Raw genomic sequence first — 1,935 nt, 5'->3', positions numbered from 1 at the left:
CGGAGTGATTTCCGGCGGTTTTTTTTACGCTTAGCGACGAACGGCGATCGCTTCAATCTCGATTTTCACGTCTTTCGGCAGACGGGCAACTTCCACGCAAGAACGCGCCGGGAAAGTAGCGTTGTGCTCGGTGAAGAACGCTTCGTAGGTCGCGTTTACGGTTGCGAAATCGTTCAGGTCTTTAACGAAGACGGTAGTTTTTACGATGTCGCCCACTTTCAGGCCTGCTGCTTCAACGATAGCTTGTACGTTTTCCAGCGACTGACGCGCCTGAGCGGACACGTCTTCCGATACGGCACCGGTTTTCGGATCGACCGGGATCTGACCGGAAGTGATTACCATGCTACCCAGGTCAACGCCCTGAACGTATGGGCCGATTGCTGCTGGTGCATTTTCCGTCGCGATAGTCTTGCTCATGATTTCTCCTGAATTACAGCGGTAATAGAATGTTCCCGGCCATTATAGGGAGCCGGGAAATCATTACCAACACCAATTAGTTGGCCAGCACCACATAATGCGAAAACTCTTTTTCACAGTATTTGCATTTGAGTGCGATGTCGTCAGCGCGCTTTTTCACTGAAAAACTGGACGATACTGGTTCAGCATGGCTGATGCAGTTGCTGTTCGGGCAAACCAGCACGTTATCGATACGTTCAGGCAGGCTCGGACGTGATTTACCCACCACGTCATAATCGTCAATGCGGTTTACCGTTGCCTGCGGAGCGTACAGGGAGAGCTGGTTTACCTGCTCGTCGGTCAGGAACGTATTTTCGATTTTAATCAGGTCTTTACGGCCCATCTCGCCAGACGGCAGGTTCAGGCCGATGGTGATACGCTGGTCGGTTTCAGTCAGTTTGAACAACGTCAGCAGCTTAAAACCAACCTGTGCGGGAATATGGTCAATTACGGTGCCACGTTTGATGGCTTCAACCTGCAGTTTGTTATCGTGTGTCATCTCTTTTTCTCCCTTACAGTGCCAGTTCGCTATTCAGTACCAGTGCCAGTAACGCCTGGCGGGCGAAGATGCCGTTGCCAGCCTGCTGGAAATACCAGGCGTGCGGCGTCTTGTCGACGTCGGTGGTGATTTCATCAATGCGCGGCAGCGGATGCAGCACCTTCATGTTCGCTCTGGCACCGTTCAGATCGCTGGCACGCAGAACAAACTGTGCTTTCACGTTGGCGTATTCGGACGGGTCCAGACGCTCTTTTTGTACGCGGGTCATGTAGAGGATATCGACCTCCGCCATTACCTCTTCGATAGTGCCATGCAGGCTCCAGGCGATACCTTTTTCATTCAGCATATCCAGAATGTATTGCGGCATGGCCAGCGCGTCCGGGGCGATGAAGTAGAAGCGGTTACCTTCGAACTTTGCCAGCGCCTGGGTCAGGGAGTGGACGGTGCGGCCATATTTCAGGTCACCCACCATGGCGATTTGCAGATTGTCCAGGCGACCCTGCGTTTCCTGAATGGTAAACAGATCCAGCAGCGTTTGGGTGGGATGCTGGTTGGAACCGTCGCCGGCGTTCAGTACCGGCACGTTACCGGAGAACTCTGTTGCCAGACGCGCGGCACCTTCCTGCGGATGACGCATCACGATGGCGTCGACATAGGTGCTAATGACGGAAATGGTATCGGCCAGAGTTTCGCCTTTTTTGCCAAGCGACGTGTTGCTGCTGTCAGAGAAACCCACCACGCTGGCGCCCAGACGGTGCATGGAGGTTTCAAAAGATAAACGGGTGCGGGTTGACGCTTCAAAGAAGCAACTGGCGATGACCTTATGTTTTAACAGCTCTGGCTGCGGGTTAGCTTTTAATTTCGCCGCCGTCGCGAGGACCAGATTAAGGTCATCGCGGCTGAGGTCGTTTATGGAAATGATGTGTTTTTGATAGAGCGGGTTAGCCATGTTTATCTCCTGACGCCTGGGCAAAAAAAAA

The 1,935-nt window shown here is 53.0% G+C and carries 3 protein-coding genes; all 3 read right to left on the bottom strand.

Features of this window, described 5'->3' with window-relative positions; translation table 11 throughout:
* Positions 1-30 precede the first annotated feature (30 nt).
* The 3 genes from ridA to pyrB all read right to left on the bottom strand — a co-directional run bounded on the left by ridA (position 31) and on the right by pyrB (position 1,904).
* Entirely contained in the window at positions 31-417 is a 387-nt protein-coding gene (ridA, locus tag FDW87_RS20120) for a 2-iminobutanoate/2-iminopropanoate deaminase (protein ID WP_016151491.1), read from the bottom strand.
* 76 nt (positions 418-493) lie between these two features.
* Positions 494-955: an aspartate carbamoyltransferase regulatory subunit gene (gene pyrI / locus FDW87_RS20115; protein ID WP_016151492.1), complete on the bottom strand. Its 462-nt coding sequence runs from the start codon at positions 953-955 to the stop codon at positions 494-496.
* 13 nt (positions 956-968) lie between these two features.
* Positions 969-1,904 carry an aspartate carbamoyltransferase gene (gene pyrB, locus FDW87_RS20110; protein ID WP_016151493.1) on the bottom strand — a complete coding sequence of 312 codons (936 nt, stop codon included), beginning with the start codon at positions 1,902-1,904 and terminating at the stop codon, positions 969-971.
* Positions 1,905-1,935: the final 31 nt, after the last annotated feature.

This window comes from Citrobacter sp. wls826, from assembly GCF_005281245.1.
Classification (GTDB): domain Bacteria; phylum Pseudomonadota; class Gammaproteobacteria; order Enterobacterales; family Enterobacteriaceae; genus Citrobacter; species Citrobacter braakii.
Note: the sequence above shows the minus strand (reverse complement) of the source record. Positions and strands in the feature narration are given on the sequence as shown.

Bases quoted from the DNA above. Each gene is read 5' to 3' on its own strand.
- ridA (WP_016151491.1), bottom strand. From the start codon at position 417: ATGAGCAAGACTATCGCGACGGAAAATGCACCAGCAGCAATCGGCCCA.
- pyrI (WP_016151492.1), bottom strand. From the start codon at position 955: ATGACACACGATAACAAACTGCAGGTTGAAGCCATCAAACGTGGCACC.
- pyrB (WP_016151493.1), bottom strand. From the start codon at position 1,904: ATGGCTAACCCGCTCTATCAAAAACACATCATTTCCATAAACGACCTC.